Annotated in this window: 19 protein-coding genes; 9 read left to right on the plus strand and 10 right to left on the minus strand. The window is 37.2% G+C overall.

The window, feature by feature from the left end:
* Positions 1-161 precede the first annotated feature (161 nt).
* Positions 162-287: a sporulation histidine kinase inhibitor Sda gene (gene sda / locus JOE23_RS03065; protein ID WP_204435833.1), complete on the minus strand. Its 126-nt coding sequence runs from the start codon at positions 285-287 to the stop codon at positions 162-164.
* 135 nt (positions 288-422) lie between these two features.
* Between sda and JOE23_RS03070 the strand changes: the two genes are divergently transcribed.
* The 9 genes from JOE23_RS03070 to glgP all read left to right on the plus strand — a co-directional run bounded on the left by JOE23_RS03070 (position 423) and on the right by glgP (position 9,369).
* Positions 423-647: a hypothetical protein gene (locus tag JOE23_RS03070; RefSeq protein WP_204435834.1), complete on the plus strand. Its 225-nt coding sequence runs from the start codon at positions 423-425 to the stop codon at positions 645-647.
* Between the two features lie 231 nt (positions 648-878).
* A complete protein-coding gene (locus tag JOE23_RS03075; RefSeq protein WP_204435835.1) occupies positions 879-1,484 on the plus strand; it encodes an alpha/beta hydrolase in 606 nt (201 codons plus the stop codon).
* Positions 1,485-2,065: 581 nt separating this feature from the next.
* Positions 2,066-2,449: a GntR family transcriptional regulator gene (locus tag JOE23_RS03080; RefSeq protein WP_204435836.1), complete on the plus strand. Its 384-nt coding sequence runs from the start codon at positions 2,066-2,068 to the stop codon at positions 2,447-2,449.
* On the plus strand, positions 2,449-3,348 hold the full coding sequence (locus JOE23_RS03085) for an ABC transporter ATP-binding protein (protein ID WP_204435837.1): 900 nt from the start codon (positions 2,449-2,451) through the stop codon (positions 3,346-3,348). The genes JOE23_RS03080 and JOE23_RS03085 overlap by 1 nt, the downstream gene beginning before the upstream one ends.
* A complete protein-coding gene (locus tag JOE23_RS03090; protein ID WP_204435838.1) occupies positions 3,323-5,275 on the plus strand; it encodes a DUF6449 domain-containing protein in 1,953 nt (650 codons plus the stop codon). The genes JOE23_RS03085 and JOE23_RS03090 overlap by 26 nt, the downstream gene beginning before the upstream one ends.
* A 19-nt stretch (positions 5,276-5,294) precedes the next feature.
* Complete coding sequence (locus tag JOE23_RS03095) at positions 5,295-5,828, plus strand: RNA polymerase sigma factor (protein WP_204435839.1); 534 nt, start codon at positions 5,295-5,297, stop codon at positions 5,826-5,828.
* Between the two features lie 63 nt (positions 5,829-5,891).
* Positions 5,892-6,035, plus strand: coding sequence for a hypothetical protein (locus JOE23_RS03100; protein ID WP_204435840.1), 144 nt, complete (start codon positions 5,892-5,894; stop codon positions 6,033-6,035).
* A 207-nt stretch (positions 6,036-6,242) separates the two neighbouring features.
* Positions 6,243-7,289 carry a lactonase family protein gene (locus JOE23_RS03105; RefSeq protein WP_204435841.1) on the plus strand — a complete coding sequence of 349 codons (1,047 nt, stop codon included), beginning with the start codon at positions 6,243-6,245 and terminating at the stop codon, positions 7,287-7,289.
* A gap of 478 nt (positions 7,290-7,767) precedes the next feature.
* Positions 7,768-9,369 (plus strand): alpha-glucan family phosphorylase, encoded by a 1,602-nt coding sequence (glgP, locus tag JOE23_RS03110; protein ID WP_204435842.1) that lies wholly within the window; start codon positions 7,768-7,770, stop codon positions 9,367-9,369.
* 263 nt (positions 9,370-9,632) lie between these two features.
* Here the strand turns inward: glgP and JOE23_RS03115 are convergent, their stop codons facing one another.
* From JOE23_RS03115 to ilvC, 9 genes are all read right to left on the minus strand, one after another.
* Positions 9,633-10,412, minus strand: coding sequence for an amino acid ABC transporter ATP-binding protein (locus tag JOE23_RS03115; protein WP_239585253.1), 780 nt, complete (start codon positions 10,410-10,412; stop codon positions 9,633-9,635).
* A gap of 42 nt (positions 10,413-10,454) precedes the next feature.
* Entirely contained in the window at positions 10,455-11,657 is a 1,203-nt protein-coding gene (locus tag JOE23_RS03120) for an amino acid ABC transporter permease (RefSeq protein WP_204435843.1), read from the minus strand.
* Positions 11,658-11,662: 5 nt separating this feature from the next.
* Positions 11,663-12,835: an amino acid ABC transporter permease gene (locus tag JOE23_RS03125; RefSeq protein ID WP_204435844.1), complete on the minus strand. Its 1,173-nt coding sequence runs from the start codon at positions 12,833-12,835 to the stop codon at positions 11,663-11,665.
* Between the two features lie 215 nt (positions 12,836-13,050).
* On the minus strand, positions 13,051-14,148 hold the full coding sequence (locus JOE23_RS03130; protein ID WP_204435845.1) for an amino acid ABC transporter substrate-binding protein: 1,098 nt from the start codon (positions 14,146-14,148) through the stop codon (positions 13,051-13,053).
* Positions 14,149-14,495: 347 nt separating this feature from the next.
* Positions 14,496-15,086, minus strand: coding sequence for a 3-isopropylmalate dehydratase small subunit (gene leuD, locus JOE23_RS03135; protein ID WP_204435846.1), 591 nt, complete (start codon positions 15,084-15,086; stop codon positions 14,496-14,498).
* 19 nt (positions 15,087-15,105) lie between these two features.
* The gene (leuC, locus tag JOE23_RS03140) at positions 15,106-16,512 is read right to left on the minus strand and encodes a 3-isopropylmalate dehydratase large subunit (protein WP_204435847.1); all 1,407 of its coding nucleotides are present in this window, start codon (positions 16,510-16,512) and stop codon (positions 15,106-15,108) included.
* Positions 16,513-16,524: 12 nt separating this feature from the next.
* A complete protein-coding gene (gene leuB, locus JOE23_RS03145; protein ID WP_204435848.1) occupies positions 16,525-17,595 on the minus strand; it encodes a 3-isopropylmalate dehydrogenase in 1,071 nt (356 codons plus the stop codon).
* Positions 17,596-17,614: 19 nt separating this feature from the next.
* Positions 17,615-19,132 carry a 2-isopropylmalate synthase gene (locus tag JOE23_RS03150; RefSeq protein WP_204435849.1) on the minus strand — a complete coding sequence of 506 codons (1,518 nt, stop codon included), beginning with the start codon at positions 19,130-19,132 and terminating at the stop codon, positions 17,615-17,617.
* On the minus strand, positions 19,119-20,150 hold the full coding sequence (gene ilvC / locus JOE23_RS03155; protein WP_204435850.1) for a ketol-acid reductoisomerase: 1,032 nt from the start codon (positions 20,148-20,150) through the stop codon (positions 19,119-19,121). The genes JOE23_RS03150 and ilvC overlap by 14 nt, the downstream gene beginning before the upstream one ends.
* Positions 20,151-20,218: the final 68 nt, after the last annotated feature.

A 20,218-nucleotide genomic window follows, 5' to 3' on the forward strand; every position in this document is an offset into this window, starting at 1 on the left:
GTCACCTCGTGTGACAACGTCTAATTGACCTACATCCTGTAGGCCCGAAGCCGTGCCCGCAGAAAGGGAGTATATTTCCTCTGCGGGTATGTGATGAACCTACACCTGCTAACATCATTCGTATTTGGAGAGCATATTTTTGTTATGTCCCGGCCTCATATTTAATTAAATCTTAGCTGTCTTGTGTGTAGCTCTGACAATAACAATGCAATAAACCTTTGGTCGAGTTGAAGATCAAGCGCTGCATAATAAGCTTCAAGTAACAAGTCATCTGATAGTTGTTTCATGTTATCGCCACCTTTTTTTAGAAATTTCAAAAAACTATGCTTAAAGGAAAGATAAAGTTGTGAAATATTAAGAAATCCTTTATTATAATGTGTAGTATCAATACTTTTGTCGGTCGACTCTTGAGGTGAAAAATTATGGAACTGTTAAGAAATGCATTACAATCACCATTTAATAATTTACTGGGTGTCTTTATTTATTTATTATTAATTATTATATTAACGATTACCGCTACTACGATTTTGTTGTATTTAATACCTAATCGCTTTTCTAGATCATTGAAGAATGGTATCGTCGGTTCAGTTACTTTTCTTATTATGATATTGTGGCTATACATCGTTGTTATGCGTCAATTAAATTAACACTTATATAAATTATCTTTCCCGAATGTTTAGTTATTAAACCCTCTGTTTACTCAGTAGAAATGAGTACGGATGGCCTTTTGTGGAAACCTTATAAATGGTAAATAATATGATGCGTTAGGATTATATAGAGGTGTTTACTATTAGGGGTAAGTTGCTATCGTTGACCTCACGTAATTGAAGCTGATATAATTATCTTGAATTCAAAATAAAAGAGGTGAAGTGAACCGAATGAAGCATATATTTCGTAAAGGGAATCCAAACAAACCTACGCTTTTATTGTTACATGGAACGGGAGGTTCAGAAGAGGATCTTATCCCTATCGCTGAAATGATTGATCCTGATGCCAACATACTGAGCTTAAGAGGAAATATCGTAGAGAATGGGATGCCGAGATTTTTTAGACGCTTGGCAGAAGGTGTGTTTGACGAAGAAGATTTAATTAAACAAACAGAGCATCTGTATGATTATTTATCGGAAGCAAGTGAAACGTATAAGTTTGACCGAGATAACGTGATTGCCATTGGCTATTCAAATGGTGCAAATATAGCAGGTAGTTTATTATTTCATTATAAGCACCCCTTAAAAGCTGCTATTCTGCATCACCCCATGGTACCAAGAAGAGGAATAACGTTGCCTCCACAACCACAACTTCCAATATTTATTGGTGCTGGTGTAAATGATCCGATTTGTCCGAAGCAAGAATCAACAGATTTGGAACAGTTATTGAGGAGCCAAGAGGCTGAAGTGACTGTGCATTGGGAAGAGAATGGTCATCAATTAACACGCACTGAAGTACTCGCAGCTAAACATTGGTATGAAGAACGTTTTAAGTAAACCTAAGCGATTATCGCTTAGGTTTTTTTCGGTGCGTTCGCATGAAAAGTTCGTAAATTCGCACGAAAGATAAAAATTAATATTTAACGGAATCATTTTCATAATTCGCATATTTACAAACAAATACGACGACATAGTTATTTATAGTTTTTTTGTGCGAAAATTAAATTGAAGAAAAGAGATACTATAATAAGCGGAGGAAACAATGGACGAGACGCCTTTAGGACAGCATCAGTCGAAGATCCACTTGCGTAGCGTGTTTTTGCTCTACGCAAGTTAGCTGAGGCGATGCCTCAGGCTAGAGCTACAACATTTTACGACGTTAGGAGGAAAATGTATGTAGCTTTCGTGCCCTTGGGTGAAAGCGAGTTCATTGATTGACGGAGCGCGTCAACGCACTTCTTCTTAGATATATTTATATATTAATATTCGTGTTTAGCGTTAGCTCAAGCTATTATGAAATCCACTAAATTATGATAAGTAAAAAATAAAATAGGTCTTTACAAATAAAAAAAAGAGGAGTATGATCTAACTGTACTACATAAACTAATACGGTTAGTACAGAAGGAAGGGAGGTTACTATGTTTGAATTAGATCTAAGAAGTCGCGAACCCATTTATCAGCAACTTGTTAATAAATTTAAAACGTTAATCATTAATCAAGTATTAGCGACAGATGAAAAGCTCCCTTCTGTACGTACATTAGCACAACAATTAACGATTAATCCTAATACGATTCAAAAAGCGTATCGAGAGCTAGAAGTTCAAGGATATATATATTCAATAAAGGGCAAAGGAAGCTTTGTTGCTCCAATCATTGAACAAGAAAACCAAGCAACGTTAACCACACTTAAAGAGGAATTGAAGAAGTTATTAAGTGAAGCAATTTTTTTGGGATTAACAAAACAAGAAGTCATAAAGATGATTGATCAAATTATTGTTGAAGTAGAAGGGGGAGAAAAATAATGATCCACGTCCAAGAAATAGGTAAGGCTTTTGGAAAAAAACAGGTGTTAAAAGGCGTGAATTTAACTGTAAATAAAGGGTCAATTTATGGTTTGTTAGGATCCAATGGCGCTGGAAAGACAACACTGCTTAAAGTGCTATCAGGTATATTTAAACAAGATAAAGGCTCAATTAGTATTGATCAGGCACCCGTTTTTGAACATGTGCTAACGAAACAGCGGCTTATTTTCATCCCGGATCAGCCTTATTTCTTCTCACATTATACGGTAAAACAAATGGCGGAATTTTATGCTGAAATTTATCCGGAATGGAATCAACAGCGCTTTTTACATTTACAGCAAATTTTAAATCTTGATATCAATGCGAAAGTTCATCAATTTTCAAAAGGCATGCAACGTCAGGTTTCCTTTTGGTTAGCTTTAAGTACGATGCCTGATTATTTAATTTTAGATGAACCGTTTGATGGTCTGGATGCTGTTGTAAGGAAAAAAATTAAAAATTTAATTATAAATGATGTAGCTGAACGAGCAATGACAGTCATTGTCTCTTCACATAATTTAAGAGAGGTAGAAGATATTTGTGACCATATTGGCATTTTACATCATGGACAGTTCATTTTGGAGAAAGACTTAGACGATTTGAAATCCGATATCCATAAAATTCAAGTTGCCTTTAAACATGATATACCAGAACCCCTTTTTGATGCATTCACGGTGTTGCATCGCGAGGAAAGAGGAAGTGTTCATTTGATTATTGTAAAAGGTAATCAAGATCAAGTTGATCAGGTAATTGAGCAAGCAAATCCACTTGTTTATGATCGATTGCCACTAACGCTTGAGGAAATATTTGTATATGAAATGGAGGGTGTGGGCTATGCGATCGAAAACATCTTGGTATAACCATGAAATGATGAAACAAAACTTTAGACAAGTGGGTTGGATTAGCTTAGTCTATTTTGTCACAATCCTTCTAGCTGTTGTATTGAATATTCTTATGAAATTAGATATCGAGGATGCTTACTATGACATTTATTTCGAACAGCCTCTCTTCCAATTTAGTGAAGTGATTCAGATCTTAATGTTGTTTGCTGCTCCTGTCTTTATGGCTATGTTTATTTTGCGTTATTTACATCAAAAAGATGCAAGTGATTTTATCCATAGTTTGCCGATTACCCGTTCAAAATTGTTCTGGCAACAAATCGGGTTCGGCTTAGTCGCTTTATGGTTGCCAATTGTACTTAATGGAATCTTACTTGGTATTATTTATAACTTTTTAGATGTCAGTCACTTTTTTACTATTAATCATTTGTTTTACTGGCTTAGTTTGACGATCATTATCCTTTCGTTTGTGTTTAGCGTTAGTATAGTGATTGGTATGATAACAGGGATTTCAATAATTCAAGGTATTTTCACATATGTTTTCCTGTTTTTTCCTGTAGGTTTTACAACGCTTGTAATTTTTAACTTGAATTTCGGTATGATTGGTATTCCAGAGTCTTATTTTATCGATGATAGAATTGCTCACTTTTCCCCAATAACAGATTTAGGAAATTTATTCATGTTTGATAAGGCGACCACTTTTAAGTTAGTAGCTTATATTGTTTTAACAGTCATTTTAATACTATTTGCCTTATTGTTATATAGAAAACGCCCTGTTGAAGCAGCTAGTCAAGCGATTGCTTTTAAAAAATTAAAACCGATCTTCATTTATAGCTTTACTTTTTGTTTTACGTTAATTGGGGGCTTTTATTTTGGTTTTATTCAACAAGCTTATCAATGGATCATTATTGGCTATGTTATCTTTTCACTTATTGGCTATTTTGTTAGCCAAATGATAGTACAAAAATCGTGGCGTGTATTTACCACGTGGCGTGAATACGGCTATTTTATTATTGGTTTCACTTGTCTAATATTAGTTATTCTGTTTGATTTAACGGGATTTGAGAATCGCATTCCTAAAACTGAAAACATTGAATCGGTATATGTGATTGATGATATGTATGGTTTTGTTGAAAGAGAGCAACTTTATGGAGAAGAGCAAGGTTTTACCACATTAGATGATATTGAAGCCGTACAAAAGCTACATCAGGAACTCATCGATCAAGCTGATCGAGGTAACTTCCTTTATGCTGACCGTATGGGATTAACGATCCGTTATCAATTGAAAAATGGAAGGACATTCGTAAGAGAGTATTATATAACAGGGGATGTAGCTGATTACCCACTACTTCATAACTTAATGCAAACTGAAACCTATAAAAAATATTCAGAGCCGATCTTTAGGATTGATGAAGCTAGCGCTTATAAGTTGACTTTCACAAATAATTATGACTACAAACAACTTGTTATTAGTGATCGAGAGCAAGTTGTAGAATTAATTAATCGTTATCGTGAAGATATTTTGAATTTACCGATTCAAGAAGGTGGATTCATGACAGAGGCGGAAATTCATCTTTCGAATCAAGGAAGCATCTATTTAAATTTAACCCCTAAATACGAGGGTGTCATTTCATGGCTGGAGCAAGAAGGTCTGTATAATCAAGTAATGTTAACAATTGATGATATTGAAACAGTCATTTTCGCTAAGTTTACAGAGGATTACTATAATTATTCAGATGAAGAATTATTTGAACGTGTTCTTCCTGAACAGGATAAAATGACAATTACTGATGATGATCAGCTTGAATTTATTTTAGACCATATGTATGGGGAGTACGATGAGGAAGAATATATGGCGGCTATTTACTTAAAAGGAAATAATTTTCCTTATGTCTTTTTTAGTGACTCGGAGAATGTGCCAAGCTTTGTATATGAATATTTCAATTAAAAAGGAGATGCTATAAGGGATGTATGCGGTATTAGATCAGCAGGTTATACCAGATTTTGATGAATACTTTCATTCACATTACAATGAGATGTATTATACTGCAAAAAGAGTGGTTCATCAGCATTTTAGTGCCGAAGATGTTGTTCAAGAAGCCTATATAAAAGCATACAATAATTATGCCCATCTTAGTGATGGTTCTAAACGACGCGCGTGGTTACGAACGATTGTTATACGAACGGCAATCGATTACTTGCGAAAAGAAAATAAATATGTGACGTTATCGATAGAACAGGAATTAGAGGTTGGCCATGATTATTGTTACACTGACAATTGTGTTCAAAATCAATTTGATTTGAATTTAGAATTTGAAGAAATTAAACATGCTATGCAGCAATTACCGCCTAATTTGCAAGCTGTTTTAGAACTAAAATTACGCTTTGATTATAAAGATGAAGCCATTGCTGAGCGATTAAATATCTCACATTCGGCAGTAAAGACACGTTTGCACCGTGCTAGAAAACAATTAAGACAGGTCTATAATAAAGGTAATTAGCAGTTTTTTCTGTCAATAGTGATTGAAATTTGGGGTAAGCTATGGTCAGGGAGGTGATGGGTGATGAATCAAAGAAATATGATAATTCCAATTATTGCTTCTATTGGCGTAGGTGCTGCTACTTACTACAGCATGAGACGTAATGGAAATTTCCATCCTTTTCAACAAATGACCCAAATGTTTAAAAATCCAATGAAATCTAATTAATCGATAGAAGGAACCCCTTATATTTATATATAAGGGGTTTTTATCACTGATAACCGTCTGTAAGACAGCATTTTAACTAACAAAGGCAATAAACATTTACTTTAACTGTCTGAAAATTCGGTTTTAACAAACATATCAATAGTGACAACTATTAAATTCTGTTATAATGACGTAAGAACAAGATAAAAGCAGAGGAGTGTGTTTACTTTGACAAAGCAATTAACGGGATACGTTGGAACATACACAAAATCAGAAAGTGAAGGGGTTTATAAATTTACGTTAGATTTAGAACAACCCTTTATTACAGAAGTAAGTCCAGTGGCTAAACTTGATAACCCTACATATGTTACGGTTTCACGTGACAATAATTTCTTATATGCGGTATCAAAAGAGGGTGATAACGGCGGTGTAACCGCATTCTCAATTGATTCAGCAACACATGAATTAAAAAAGCTGAATAGCTTAGCACAAGGGGGATCTCCACCATGTCATGTGAGTGTAAAAAGTGATAATTCAGTCGTTGTGACGGCTAACTATCATACAAAGCAAATTGTTTCTTACTTAACAAATGCAGATGGTTCTTTAAAAGAGGTCGCTGATATTGCTGAACACGACGGGAGTGGGCCTCATGAGCGTCAAGAAAAACCACATATGCACTATGCTGGTTTTAGCCCAGATGAAAAGTATGTTATTGCAATAGACTTAGGTAGTGATACCATTACAAGTTATGCAATTGATCATGGTAAATTAACCAAACAACAGGTTTTCAATGCGCCAGAGGGAAGTGGTCCACGACATATTGTCTTTGCACCAAACGGTCAGTATGCTTATGTCATGACAGAACTATCTTCAGAAGTATTAACATTAAGCTATAATGCACAAACAGGGGAGTTCAAGCAAGTGGATAAGATTAAAGCAATTCCTCCTCATCATCAAACCGTTAATGATGGAAGTGCAATCCATATAAGTAATGATGGACAATTTGTATACGTTGCAAATAGAGGACATAATAGTATCGCTTTGTTCAAAGTAGAAGCTGACCATAAGCTTTCTCTGGTAGAATGGAAAGCTACAGAAGGTGACTGGCCGCGTGATTTTGTGTTAACACCTGATAATCGCTATCTCGTAGCATCGAATCAGAAGTCTGGGACGTTAACATTGTTTAGCCGTGATCAACAAACAGGCAAATTGACGTTAGTTCAACCGGGTATGATTGCGCCAGAATCTGTTTGTGTTAAATTTTTAAATGATTAACACGATCTTATAACAAAGTATAAATTGAATTAAACTTATTTAAAATGGTTTTGATTTTTTGCTAAAAGTCAAAACCATTTTTATGTTTCTTATAGGAAAAATAAAGTGGGAAATAGGAAAGTAAAAATGTATACCATATAAGTAAAGCCACAAAAACTGTCAAATTTTCGATATAAATCGAACCTTCAATCAGTGAGCATTTTCATTTTTCTTCCACTGATTACAAGTTCGTTTAGTGAATCAGGCCATACCACCTCAATCGATTTGCTTTACTCTCTATTTTGAGGTGCGGGTTTTTCGGATGGGTTATCTGTGATAAATGGCTATAGATCTAAAATTATTGCGCAACCGTTTTCTTTTTACTAGTAATTGATTGAAATATTTAGTAAAATATATGTAGGGAGGTATAAACCGAATACCTATAGTTTCATCTTTGATCATGCATAACCCTGTAAAATTTCACTAAGGAGGATTTTTAATGAATTCACGAGTGGCTTATTTTTGTATGGAGTATGGCTTGGATGTAAAAATGAAAACGTATGCAGGTGGATTAGGAATTTTAGCTGGTGACTACTTAAAAGGTGCTAAGGACCATGGTTATCCAATGGTAGGTATCGGTATCAAGTGGAAACAAGGATATACCGATCAACGCATAGATGAAGAAGGCCATCCTTATGATGCTTATCATAACTACGGTTATGATTTTCTAGAGGATACAGGTGTAAAAGTAAACGTGACGATAAGAAAACAACCGATTGCATGTAAAGTGTGGAAAGTCGATCGATTTGGAAATGTTCCTTTATATCTTTTAGATACTGATTTACCAGAAAATCCAGAGACTTGGATTACGGGTCAACTCTATGGCTGGTTTGGTGAGGAGCGTATTGCCCAAGAAATGGTTTTAGGTATTGGTGGTATCCGTGCATTGCGAGCACTCGGTTATGATATTGATGTCTATCATTTTAATGAAGGCCATGCACTTTTTGCTGGTTTTGAACTAATGAGGGAAAAGCTCGAGGCTGGTACGTCTTTTAATCAAGCGTGGGCTCAAACACGTAAAGAAATTGTTTTTACAACACACACACCTGTTGTTGAAGGAAATGAGTCCCATCCAATAGAGCGCCTCCTGTACATGGGGGCTGCTAATGGATTAACGGTTGAGCAATTAGTTGAAATTGGTGGTGCGCCGTTTAACATGACAGTTGGAGCACTGCGACTGTCACGAATGTCAAACGCAGTGGCTGAGCTCCATGGTGAGACAGCCAATAAAATGTGGTCACATGTTGAGGGGCGCTCAGAGATTGTTGCAATTACAAATTGTATCCATAAACCGACTTGGGTTGATGATAATATGATTCAAGTAGCTGAAGCAGATGGTGATCTTTGGCAAGCCCACTTGACTAACAAAATAGCATTAATAGACTTTGTTGAAAAGCGCAATGGTGTTCGATTAAAAGAAGACAAGATGATTATTGGTTTTTCACGTCGGGCAGCACCTTATAAACGAAGTGACTTTATTTTTTCTAATCAAGCAATTATGGGTCCACTGTTAGCCTCTGGTCAAGTGCAAATTGTTTTTTCAGGTAAAGCGCACCCCTTAGATGATACGGGTAAAGAAATTGTTGCTTCATTAGTGAAGATGGCAAAGAAATACCCTGAATCCGTTGTGTTTTTAGAGAATTATGATATGACGATAGGTGCAGCCTTGACCCGTGGTGCTGATGTTTGGCTGAATAATCCACGGCGTCCTAAAGAAGCAAGTGGAACATCTGGTATGAAGGCGGCAATGAATGGTGTACTCAACTTAAGTACGTTAGATGGTTGGTGGCCAGAAGCCTGTGAACATGGGGTGAATGGCTGGCAATTTGGTGACGGTTTCGAAAGTGATAATGAAGCTGAATTAGATGCGCATGATTTAGAGGCACTTTATCAGGTGTTACAAGAAGAAGTGATTCCCACATTTTATCAAAATAAAGATAAGTGGGTACAAATGATGAAAGCAAGTATTTCCAGTACTAAAGATCGTTACGCAATTAAGCGAATGCTTGAAGATTATTATAATAAGCTATATAACAATTGAAATATGTTTAGAACAAGTGAGTAACTAAATGATCTTCATCGTTTTAACCAGTATGTATAGGAGTTCAGCATAAATTGAGGCAGATGGTGAAAGGAGAATAGTTTATAAACTGTAGGTGAGTAAATTAATAATGATGAGTTGAGGTCCATATAATGGAATGTTAGACGTCGTTCTACGATAGGGTAGTCTAAGTCTAACATTCCGAAAGTGGATTTTCAGATCAATATAGTCCTTAACACAAAAGTGAACGTTCATTAGCAGATCTATAAAATTTGTGACAAGAACAGTTTAGTTCGTTCGTGTTGCGGATTATCAAATAATTTTTCAGGTGTCCCTGTTTCGATAATTTCTCCCCCGTCAAAAAGGACGATACGATCAGCTACTTCTCTGGCAAACCCCATTTCGTGTGTGACACAGAGCATGGTCATTCCTGATCTAGCTAGTTCTTTCATAACATCTAATACTTCTTTAATCATTTCCGGATCAAGGGCTGACGTAGGTTCGTCGAATAGCATAATTTCAGGTTGCATAGCTAGTGCTCTGGCAATGGCGACACGTTGTTGTTGTCCTCCCGATAATTGCCCTGGATATTTGTCAGCTTGCTCGGGAATCCCAACGCGTTCCAGTAATTCACGTGCGAGTTTTTCAGCTTTCGCTTTTGGCTTTTTCTTTACCCAAATTGGTCCTAAAGTAATGTTTTTTATGATCGTCATATGTGGAAAGAGGTTAAACTGTTGGAACACCATCCCTGTTTCCTTGCGGATGGCTTCAATATCTTTTAAATCATGTGATAAACTAACACCATCAATTTCAATATGACCTTGTTGAATCGGTTCTAATCCATTTATTGTACGAATGAATGTTGATTTTCCAGAACCAGATGGACCTAAAATGACAAGAACTTCACCTTTATTTATTGTAAGGTTCACATCTTTTAATACATGCATATCACCAAACCATTTATTTATACCTTCACACTTAATAATCGTTTCATTTGTCTTTGGCAAAGGTCCCACCTCTATATTTCTTTGTGTTTGTACCATCGTTAATAAGCCTCCTTAATAGTATTAAGTCAATTTGTGTATTTAACGTTCTCCAACACCTAATGATTTTTCAATGCGACGACTCGAATAGGACATAGAATAAGCAATAACCCAGTAAACAAAAGCAATAAACACGTAAACTTCCATATGTCTCCCTAAAAAATCAGGATTTGATTTTACTGATTGGGCAATGCCTAATAAATCAACAAGCCCAACGATTGCTACGAGAGACGTATCTTTAAACATCGATATACTTTGCCCGACAATAGTTGGAATAATTGCTCGTAACGCTTGTGGTAAAATAATAAAGGTGGTGGTTTGAACAGGGTTTAATCCAATCGTTTTAGCAGCTTCGTATTGCCCGTTCGGTATAGATTGTAAGCCACCACGTACATTTTCCGCCATATAAGCAGCAGTGAAGAAGGTTGCTCCTAACATGACGCGCATTACGTTGTCAATCGTTAACCCTGTGGGTAAAAAGAGTGGAAGCAATACTTGCGCCATAAAAAAGATTGTAATTAACGGTATACCGCGAATTAATTCAATATAACCTACACAAAAATATTTTATGACAGGTAACTTACTTGTTCGTCCTAATGCTAAAAGAATCCCAATAGGAAAGGATAAAATGATGGCTACGGCTGCTAACATCAATGTGAGCATAAGACCATTCCATACGTTTGTACGAATCGCGGGTAATATACCAAACCCATGAATGAATAATAATACGATAGGTATACTGATGGCCCAGCCGACGATGTTAATGCGCTTACTATAAGGGATTTTTGCGCCAATAAAATAGCTAAAAACCAGCATTACTAATTGTGCCGTTAACCATATTTTAGATGTGTTTGCTGTAAACGGGGCGACAATATGAATCAAATAAATGGCTGATAAAATATAGGACAATCGTAGCATTGTGCCTTTAAATGTACCAGCTGAGATGCCAAACATAAAGGTCAATATGGCTAGAGCTGACCAAATTCGCCATAATGCCGTTATGGGGTATTGGCCAACCATAAATAACTTATAGTTATCACCGATTACCGCCCATTGTGCTTCTGTCAAAACCCAAGTTAATGTTGTGTAACCAATAGAAATTAATAATCCGCCGGCTAATAGAGTTAACAACATATTATACCAAGTATTAAACAAATTTTTGCGCATCCAGTCCCAGATTGAAAATGATGGGGAAGGGGGGGCGATCATTTGCTTTGCCTCAACTAATTTTAAATCGACACTCATGACGATCACCTCTCAACCAATTGTGTTTTTTTGTTAAAAATATTCATAAACAACGATGTGATTAAACTTAATGTTAAATAGACCACAATCATGATCATAATAATTTCTATTGCATGACCGGATTGATTCAATGAAGTGTTACCGACACTAACTAATTCTTGATACCCTACAGCGATGGCTAAGCTAGAGTTTTTTGTTAAGTTCAGATACTGACTAGTTACAGGTGGAATAATGATACGGACAGCCTGTGGTAAGATAACTAACCGCATCATCGTTGAACTCTTTAAACCAATAGCTTGTGCTGCCTCTGTCTGACCTTTATTGACGGATTGGATACCGGCACGAACAATTTCAGCAATATAAGTAGCGGTATAAATGACAAGACCTGCTAATATAGCTAAAAATTCTGCAGATAGACGCAGACCACCACTGAAGTTAAAATTTCCTAATTCAGGTTGCGAAATATGAACGGGCCCTGATTGTGTCACTACCCATGCAAGGCTAAAACTAATAATTAATGTTGCTATTGCCCAGAATGCCGGAAACCGCCTAGTACCGATCTTGATTTGCTTGTTGAGTTGGTATTTCCAGATGATGACCGCACTGATCAGGCCAATAATTGAAACGATAACCCAGATGAATGTGTGACTGTTTGTTGTAAACCAAGGAATAGCAATCCCACGATTATTAAAGTAAAAATGACCCATTGAATAGCTATCTTGGACTTGCGGAAGAGGAAGAATAACTGCAAAATACCAAATGAAAATTTGCACTAATAAAGGTGTGTTGCGGAAAACTTCTATATACAAACCAGATAGCTTTCGAACGAGCCAATTATTTGATAATCGAGCGATACCGACGGAAACACCTAGAACCGTTGTTAAAAGAATACCAATGACAGCAATTCTTAATGTATTTAGTACACCAACGAGCATTGCTCTAGCGTACGTATCTGTTGGCTGATAGTCAATTAGTGATTCAGAAATATTAAATGAAGCTGTACGACGTAAAAATTGAAAACCGAAGTTAATACCAAGCCGGTTTAAACCAGTTATTGCATTGTTGATTAAGTAACCAAAAAACAACACCACCAAAATAGCAAAACCAATTTGAAATAAAATAGGTAAAATACGATTATCACGCCAAAAAGGTGTTGAAACCCGTTTAGATTCTCTCATAGCTAGACACCTCAATTTAGTTTATTAATGTAGAGAACCTGCTTAAAAGTCATGCAGGTTCTTCTAATGTGCGAGTTATCACATATAACCGTCCGTAAAACGCACACCTCAAAATAGAGAGTAAGAGGTATTAAGCGGCCGCTAACGGACGCTAACGCCAACGAACCTGCAACCCGTGGGAGAAGAACGAAAACACCCACGGAGGTTCGTTATATTTAACGGAATGGAGGCGAATAAAGAATTCCACCGTCTGTGTACAAATCATTTAAACCTCGATCCAAATTGAAGATAGTATCCGGGCCTAAGTTACGGTCATAAATTTCTTGGTAATTTCCTACATGTGTGATGACACGAATAGCAAATTCGTCATCAATGCCAAGCATTTGTCCCAATTCACCTTCTTCACCCATGAAGCGGCGAACAACAGGATCTTCACTACCTAGGAAGTCTTCAATATTTTCAGATGTAATGCCTAGTTCTTCAGCCTCAATGGTAGCAAGTGTCACCCATTTGACAATATCAAACCATTGATCATCACCATGTCTAACAGTAGGGCCGAGTGGCTCTTTAGATAGATTTTCTTCAAGTATAATATGTTGATCAGGGTTGGCTAAAGTTGCTTGGCGTGATACAAGTCCTGATTTGTCTGTTGTCCACGCATCAATATTTCCAGACTCATAAGCTTCTACAACAGCATCACTGTCATCGAATAGCACTTGTTCATAAGTGATGCCGTATTTTCTAAACTGATCGGCTAGGTTTGATTCCGTTGTTGTTCCAGTCTCAACGCCAATTCGAGCACCTTCAAGCTCTTCTAACGATGTTATACCGCTATCACTTCTAACCATGATACCTTGACCATCATAAAAAGTGGTTGGTGTAAAGTTAGTACCTAAAGCAACATCACGATCTAATGTCCAAGTTGTATTTCGGATAAGCACATCAACTTCACCTGTTTGTAACGCAGTAAATCGTTCTTGTGCCGATAAAGGTCTAACTTCAATGGCCTCAGGATCATCGAAGATAGCTGCTGCCAATGTTTTACCAAAATCAATATCAAAGCCTTCATATTCACCATCAGAATTCAAGTAACCAAATCCAGGTAGTTGATTATTTCCACCAACAATGACATAGCCGCGATCAAGTATAGTTGCTAATGTGTCACCTTCTTCGGTGTCAGAAGCTGGGTCTGTTTCATCAACATCTGTTTCTGGGTCAGCACTGATAGTGTCGTCTGCACAGCCAACTAAAAAGATACCTCCTAGTAAGGTTAACCATAGTAAAAATTTAAAAATGCGCTTAGAATTTCTCATCCCTTAATGCCCCCTTAAATAATTTATCACAATACCTAACATTGATTGTAAAGTAGTTATAATTTTTAATGTATAAAATTGTAAGATTATTTAACAATATTTTTCTGAAAATTCTGTTCATTTGGGTTTGAATAAATATGTTTAATCATTCAAAAAAGATGGATATTGGCTATCTCGGGGGCTATATAGGAGTTAAGTAACATAACAAAACCACCAGTCTCTATGAGAGGACACTAAAAAGTTAGATTTGTTACGTTAACTTTCGAGTCCAATACAGCAACTGGTGGTCTAGATTATGGTTGTTTGTTTTAATTAAAATAATTGCTAGTTGAAGTTTTTATATTTACTTAATAGACAATGTGGTTCTTTTCAAATGCAGTAATGTTATCCTCGTATGTCAGTGTTACGGATATTTCATCCCAACCATTCAATAGCATTTGTCTTGGATAATCTGCAATCTCAAACGAAGCTTCAAAGCCAACATTGTCATAAACTTTTTTCGTTTCAAGATCAACAGTTAAGTGATACTGATCAGCTTCAGCATTTTTGATCAGTTGTTGTGTTTCTGCTTCTTTTAATACAACGGGTAAGATACCATTTTTTGTGCAATTATTAAAGAAGATGTCAGCAAAGCTAGGTGCAATAATAATTTTAAAACCGAAATCTTCTAATGCCCAAGGTGCATGTTCTCGAGATGATCCACAACCAAAGTTCTCACCACCAACCAGAATTGAAGCATTTTCATACTTAGGGTGATTTAGTGAAAAATCAGGTCTTGGGTGGTCTTTATCATCATAACGCCAATTATAAAAGAGATATTGACCAAATCCTTGTCGAGAAATACGTTTTAGAAATTGCTTTGGGATAATTTGATCAGTATCCACATTTGCCCGATTTAAGGGGTATACAAGCCCTTTGTGTTGTTTAAGTGCATCCATATCGCAATTCCTCCTTCATTTATAATTCAAATGTTCTTACATCAACAAAATGTCCTGCAATAGCAGCAGCGGTTGCCATTTCTGGACTGACTAGGTGTGTCCTAGCATCTGTTCCTTGTCTACCTTCGAAGTTACGATTAGATGTTGAAGCACAACGTTCACCAGGAGGAACAATATCACCATTCATTGCCAAACACATACTGCAACCTGGTTCTCGCCACTCAAAACCCGCTTCAATAAATAGTTTATCAAGTCCTTTTTCTTCGGCTTTTTGTTTAACTGTTTGAGAGCCCGGTACAACAATAGCATTAACGCCTTGATTGACTTTTCGACCTTTTATCACACTTGCTGCCTGTTCTAAATCTTGAAGCCTTGAATTTGTACATGAACCAATAAAGACATGTTCAATAGGGACAGAAGTGATTGGGATATTTGGCTCTAATCCCATGTATTCGAGGGCGTGCTTAATTTCATTACGCTCATTATCATCTTGTGCTTGATCCGGATGTGGAATGATTCCATTAACAGGTAAGCATTGACTAGGGTTCGTGCCCCAAGTCACTTGTGGCTCTACTTCTGAAGCATTAAGTGTTACGGTTCGATCATAGCTAGCACCGTGATCAGTAGCCAATGCTAACCAATCTCTCTTTGCTTGCTCAAACAACTCACCATCTGGCGTATGTTCGCGTCCTGCTAAGAAATCAATCGTCGTTTGATCTGGACTAACTAAGCCTGCCCGAGCACCCGCTTCAATTGACATATTACAAATCGTCATCCGGCCTTCCATCGAAAGGTTTCTGACAGCTTCTCCAGTATATTCAATAACATAGCCTGTTCCAAAATTAACCCCGTACTTAGCAATTAGAGCTAGTACCAAGTCTTTTGCGGTCACACCTAATCCTAATTTTCCTTCTATTTTAACATTAAGTGTCTTAGGTTTGGCTTGCCAAATCGTTTGGGTTGCTAGCACGTGTTCCACTTCACTTGTCCCGATACCAAAGGCAAGGGCACCAAATGCCCCATGTGTGGAGGTGTGACTGTCACCACAAACGATTGTTTTACCGGGTTGGGTTAGCCCTAATTCAGGACCAATAACGTGAACAATTCCTTGATGTTTATGTCCCATACCAGCAAGCGGGACTCCAAATTCATCACAGTTTTGTTTAAGTGTGTCCATTTGTAGTTTAGATATCTCATCTTTAATAACATTGGTATGTGTTGTTGGGACATTGTGATCCATTGTAGCGAATGTTCGCTTGGGTTGCCTTACTTTGCGACCTTTAAGACGTAAACCTTCAAACGCCTGAGGTGATGTAACTTCATGGACTAAATGTAAATCGATATAAAGAAGAGCAGGTTTACCTGCTTCTTCAAAGACAACATTTTTATCCCAAATTTTTTCGATAATCGTTTTTGGTTTCGTCATTTCATTCACTCCTTAAATGGTTAATTCTTTGATGATCGCTTCTGTCATCTCAACAGTCGATACTTTAGTGCCATGATCAACATGTAAGTCAGCCGTATGAAGCCCTTTATTAATGCAAGTTTCTACCGCTTTCTCAATGGCTGTAGCTTCTTCGTTCATTGCAAATGAATAACGAAGCATCATCGCAGTTGATAAAATCATAGCAATAGGGTTGGCAATTCCTAGCCCTGCAATATCAGGTGCAGAGCCGTGTGCGGGTTCATAAAGACCAACGCCGTTTTCTGCTAAACTAGCCGAAGGTAACATGCCAAGTGATCCGGTTAAAACAGACGCTTCATCACTTAAAATATCACCAAACATATTTTCAGTGACAATAACATCAAATCGACTCGGCTCTGTGATCAGTTTCATTGCAGCTGCATCAACTAAAATATGTTCGACCGCGACATCGGGAAAATGCACTTTCTCAGTTTCAACTATTTCACGCCATAGTTTACTAGATTCTAATACATTTGCTTTATCAACAGATGTCAACTTTTTCCGGCGTAATTGCGCGCTTTCAAAGCCTTTTTTAATAATACGTTCCATCTCGTGGCGCGTATAATGAAGGGTGTCAACGACAGATTGGTCATTGTCTCGCCGTTCACTTGGTTGACCGAAGTATAACCCACTGGTTAGTTCTCTAACGATCAATACGTCACTGTCTTTAATAATATCTTCTTTTAATGGTGAAGCAGATAATAATGTTTCAAATCCTTTCACAGGTCTTAAATTAGCATAAAGATCGAGGGTTTTACGAATTTTAAGTAGCCCGCGTTCTGGTCTGAGTTCAGAAGGGTTATTATCCCATTTGGGACCACCAACCGCTCCTAAAAGGACGGCATCAGCTTGTTCAGCTGCTTGAATGGTTTGATCGGGTAGTGGCGTATTAACTTCGTCAATGGCAGCACCCCCGATTAGCTTTGTGCTGAAATGGAATTGGTGTTTATAACGTTGGCCAATTGCTTCGAGTACAGCAACTGCACTATCCATAATTTCAGGGCCGATTCCATCTCCCGGTAATAAGACTATTTTCTTTTCCATTAACATCCCTCCTTTTCGCTCACTTTTCATGAATAAACACGCGATTGACAGCATTTAAAAAGGCGGAGACAGCTGCCTCGAGCACATCTTGTGCTGTTCCACGCCCACTAACAGCGTGTTGATTAACATTCATACTTACATGAACTTCAGCTAACGCGTCCTTGCCTTTTCCAATTGAGCTTAGCGTGAAATCCGTTAATTGAATCGACTCTTCAATTAGTGATTCAATCGTATTGTATAAAGCTTCAACGCTACCTGAACCTGTTTTAGCATCATCTACTTCCTCTCCGGTAGGGGTTATTAAGGCAACCGTAGCTGTAGGGGAGAGCTTAGAGTCATAGTGAACTTGAAAAGATTTTAATTGATATTGTTTACGATTTGTAATATCCGTTTGAATATCCATTAAAATGACAAACAAATCATCGTCGGTTACTTCTTTTTTTCGATCTGTCAATTGTTTAAAAGCTTGAAATGCTTCTGATAATTTGTCATCTGATAAGTGAAAGCCAAGTTGAGTAATTTTATCTTTAAAGGCGTGGCGACCTGAGTGTTTACCTAAAACAAGATTATTCGACTGAACACCGACTAACTCTGGTGTAATAATTTCATAAGTTTGGACGTTTTTAAGCACGCCATCTTGATGAATACCAGATTCGTGGGCAAAGGCATTACGCCCTACAATAGCTTTATTACCAGGGACCACCATGCCTGTGAACTTACTAATTAAATCACTGGTGCGTTTAATCTCATTTAGAACAAACTGTGTAGTAAATGGGTAGAAGTCTTTTCGTATTTCTAATGCAACAGCTAATTCTTCTAAAGCAGCATTACCTGCACGTTCACCAATACCATTTATCGTTCCTTCAACTTGAGTCGCCCCATTTTGGATACCTGCAATAGAGTTAGCAAGTGCCATACCTAAATCATCATGACAATGGGTTGATAAATCGACGCGATCGATATTAGGGACATGTGCCTTAATATATTTAAACATTTCACCATATTCTTTAGGTGTGGTGTAGCCTACAGTATCTGGTAAGTTGATGACAGTAGCACCAGCATCAATAACTTTTTCAATAATGGTAACGAGATAATCGAGATCAGAACGTGATGCATCTTCTGCTGACCATTCTACATCTTTACATTTTGTTTTAGCATATTGAACCATACTTACAGCGATATCGATAACTTCTTCAGGTGTTTTCTTTAATTTATCTTTCATATGGATAGGGGAGGTAGCAATAAAGACATGAATTCTAGGTTTAGCCGCATCTTTAATGGCCTCCCAAGCACGATCTATATCCTTTTTATTTGCTCTTGCTAGTGCAGTCACCGTTGATTTTGTAATGGTTTGTGCTATTTTTTCTACAGCGTCAAAATCACCTTGTGAAGAAGCAGGAAATCCTGCTTCCATCACATCAACTCCTAATCGTTCGAGTTGTTTGGCAATCTCTAGCTTCTCAAGTTGATTTAAGTTGACACCAGGTGATTGCTCTCCATCACGAAGGGTGGTATCAAAGATTTTAATTTTCGTCATCAGAGATCACTTCCTTCTTAGCATTTGCTCTTTGTTTAACGAAAGGCATTAAATCACGAAGTTCTCTCCCCACTTTCTCAATTAAATGGTTATTCTCAGCATGATTAATAGCGTTAAATTGTGGTCGATTTGCTTGATTTTCAAGAATCCACTCTTTGGCAAATTTACCTGTTTGAATATCTGTTAATACATCTTTCATACGGGCTTTCGTTTCTTGATTGACCACGCGAGGCCCAGAAACAAAATCTCCCCATTGAGCAGTGTCAGAGATTGAGTAACGCATGCCTTCTAGACCACCTTCATACATGAGATCAACAATGAGTTTAAGTTCATGTAAACATTCAAAATAGGCAACTTCAGGCTGGTATCCTGCTTCAGTTAATGTCTCAAAACCAGCTTTGACAAGACTTGTGGCACCACCACATAGTACGGCCTGTTCTCCAAAAAGATCTGTTTCCGTTTCTTCCTGGAAAGTGGTTTCTAATATCCCAGCACGACCTGCACCGATTCCTTTTGCATAAGCTAAGGCAATCTCTTTTGCTTTACCGGTGTAATCTTGATAGATCCCGTATAATGCTGGAACACCTGCGCCATCTTCAAAGGTACGTCTGACAAGATGTCCTGGGCCTTTTGGTGCAACAAGAAAAACATCAACATCTTCGGGTGGTGTAATTTGACTGAAGTGAACGTTAAACCCATGTGCAAATACTAAAGCATTTCCGGGTGATAAATGTTCTTTAATACTTTCTTGATAGATTTGGGGTTGATATTCATCTGGTAAAAGGATCATAATGACATCAGCTGCTTTAGAAGCTTCTGCAACCGTTTTGACTTCGATACCATCCTCAACTGCTTTATCCCATGATTTACCTTTTCTTAAACCAACGACAACATCAAACCCACTTTCTTTTAAGTTAAGCGCATGTGCATGACCTTGTGAGCCATAACCAATAATTGCGATTTTCTTTCCTTTTAGTACATCCTCTTGAATATCTTTGTTATACACGACTTTTGCCATAAATAATCATTCCTCTCAATATTGTAATATTTATCGTAAAATGTTTAATACATATTACTTCGGTTGTT

The sequence above is a fragment of the Amphibacillus cookii genome, assembly GCF_016908375.1.
GTDB classification, from domain to species: Bacteria; Bacillota; Bacilli; order Bacillales; family Amphibacillaceae; genus Amphibacillus_C; species Amphibacillus_C cookii.

Coding starts and splice junctions, on each gene's coding strand:
- sda (WP_204435833.1), bottom strand. CDS start 287: ATGAAACAACTATCAGATGACTTGTTACTTGAAGCTTATTATGCAGCG.
- JOE23_RS03070 (WP_204435834.1), top strand. CDS start 423: ATGGAACTGTTAAGAAATGCATTACAATCACCATTTAATAATTTACTG.
- JOE23_RS03075 (WP_204435835.1), top strand. CDS start 879: ATGAAGCATATATTTCGTAAAGGGAATCCAAACAAACCTACGCTTTTA.
- JOE23_RS03080 (WP_204435836.1), top strand. CDS start 2,066: ATGTTTGAATTAGATCTAAGAAGTCGCGAACCCATTTATCAGCAACTT.
- JOE23_RS03085 (WP_204435837.1), top strand. CDS start 2,449: ATGATCCACGTCCAAGAAATAGGTAAGGCTTTTGGAAAAAAACAGGTG.
- JOE23_RS03090 (WP_204435838.1), top strand. CDS start 3,323: ATGCGATCGAAAACATCTTGGTATAACCATGAAATGATGAAACAAAAC.
- JOE23_RS03095 (WP_204435839.1), top strand. CDS start 5,295: ATGTATGCGGTATTAGATCAGCAGGTTATACCAGATTTTGATGAATAC.
- JOE23_RS03100 (WP_204435840.1), top strand. CDS start 5,892: ATGAATCAAAGAAATATGATAATTCCAATTATTGCTTCTATTGGCGTA.
- glgP (WP_204435842.1), top strand. CDS start 7,768: ATGAATTCACGAGTGGCTTATTTTTGTATGGAGTATGGCTTGGATGTA.
- JOE23_RS03115 (WP_239585253.1), bottom strand. CDS start 10,412: ATGGTACAAACACAAAGAAATATAGAGGTGGGACCTTTGCCAAAGACA.
- JOE23_RS03120 (WP_204435843.1), bottom strand. CDS start 11,657: ATGAGTGTCGATTTAAAATTAGTTGAGGCAAAGCAAATGATCGCCCCC.
- JOE23_RS03125 (WP_204435844.1), bottom strand. CDS start 12,835: ATGAGAGAATCTAAACGGGTTTCAACACCTTTTTGGCGTGATAATCGT.
- JOE23_RS03130 (WP_204435845.1), bottom strand. CDS start 14,148: ATGAGAAATTCTAAGCGCATTTTTAAATTTTTACTATGGTTAACCTTA.
- leuD (WP_204435846.1), bottom strand. CDS start 15,086: ATGGATGCACTTAAACAACACAAAGGGCTTGTATACCCCTTAAATCGG.
- leuC (WP_204435847.1), bottom strand. CDS start 16,512: ATGACGAAACCAAAAACGATTATCGAAAAAATTTGGGATAAAAATGTT.
- leuB (WP_204435848.1), bottom strand. CDS start 17,595: ATGGAAAAGAAAATAGTCTTATTACCGGGAGATGGAATCGGCCCTGAA.
- JOE23_RS03150 (WP_204435849.1), bottom strand. CDS start 19,132: ATGACGAAAATTAAAATCTTTGATACCACCCTTCGTGATGGAGAGCAA.
- ilvC (WP_204435850.1), bottom strand. CDS start 20,150: ATGGCAAAAGTCGTGTATAACAAAGATATTCAAGAGGATGTACTAAAA.